General features: G+C 67.8%; 1 protein-coding gene. It reads left to right on the top strand.

Going from position 1 to position 1,157, the window contains the following annotated elements; translation table 11 throughout:
- A partial coding sequence (locus tag MKD38_RS30645; protein WP_252682431.1) for a CoA-acylating methylmalonate-semialdehyde dehydrogenase occupies nucleotides 1-1,157 on the top strand: 1,157 nt, incomplete at both ends.

Below are 1,157 nucleotides of genomic sequence, written 5' to 3'. Positions count from 1 at the left end.
GTGGAGTTCGCCTGCGGCATCCCCAACCTGCTCAAGACCGATTTCACCGACAACATCGGCGGCGGCATCGACAACTGGAACCTGCGCCAGCCGCTGGGCGTGGTGGCCGGCATCACGCCGTTCAACTTCCCGGTGATGGTGCCGATGTGGATGTTCCCGGTGGCGCTGGCGTGCGGCAATACCTTCGTGCTCAAGCCGTCCGAGCGCGATCCGTCGCCGAGCCTGCTGATTGCCGATCTGCTGCGCCAGGCCGGCCTGCCCGACGGTGTGTTCAACGTGGTGCAGGGCGACAAGGAAGCGGTCGACGCGTTGCTGGCGCACCCCGACGTGCAGGCGCTGTCGTTCGTCGGCTCGACCCCGATCGCCGAATACATCTATACCGAAGGCACCAGGCACGGCAAGCGCGTGCAGGCGCTGGGCGGCGCCAAGAACCACCTGGTGGTGATGCCCGATGCGGACCTGGACCAGGCCGTCGACGCGCTGATCGGGGCGGCCTATGGCTCGGCCGGCGAGCGCTGCATGGCGATCTCGGTGGCGGTCGCGGTCGGCGACGTCGCTGACCGGCTGGTGCCGCGCCTCGCAGAACGCGCGCGCGCGCTGAAGATCCGCAACGGCATGGAGGCCGATGCCGAGATGGGCCCGCTGGTGACCGGCGCGCACAAGGCCAAGGTCGAGGGCTATATCGCCCAGGGCGTGGCCGAAGGCGCGACGCTGGTGACCGATGGCCGCGGCCACCAGGTCGACGGCCACGAGAACGGCTTCTACGTCGGCGGCACGCTGTTCGACCATGTCACGCCGGAGATGACGATCTATAAGGAAGAGATCTTCGGGCCGGTGCTGTCGGTGGTGCGCGTGCATGACTTTGCCGAGGCGGTGGCGCTGATCAACGCGCACGAGTACGGCAACGGCGTATCTTGCTACACCAGCGACGGCGGCATCGCGCGCGCGTTCGCGCGGCAGATCCAGGTGGGCATGGTCGGCATCAACGTGCCGATCCCGGTGCCGATGGCGTGGCATTCGTTCGGCGGCTGGAAGCGCTCGCTGTTCGGCGACCACCATGCCTATGGCGAAGAGGGCGTGCGCTTCTACACGCGCTACAAGAGCGTGATGCAGCGCTGGCCCGACTCGATCGCCAAGGGCGCCGAGTTCACCATGCC

This window comes from Cupriavidus sp. WGlv3 (genome assembly GCF_023952475.1).
Classification (GTDB): Bacteria; Pseudomonadota; Gammaproteobacteria; order Burkholderiales; family Burkholderiaceae; genus Cupriavidus; species Cupriavidus phytorum.
This window is presented reverse-complemented; position numbering and strand designations above follow the sequence as displayed.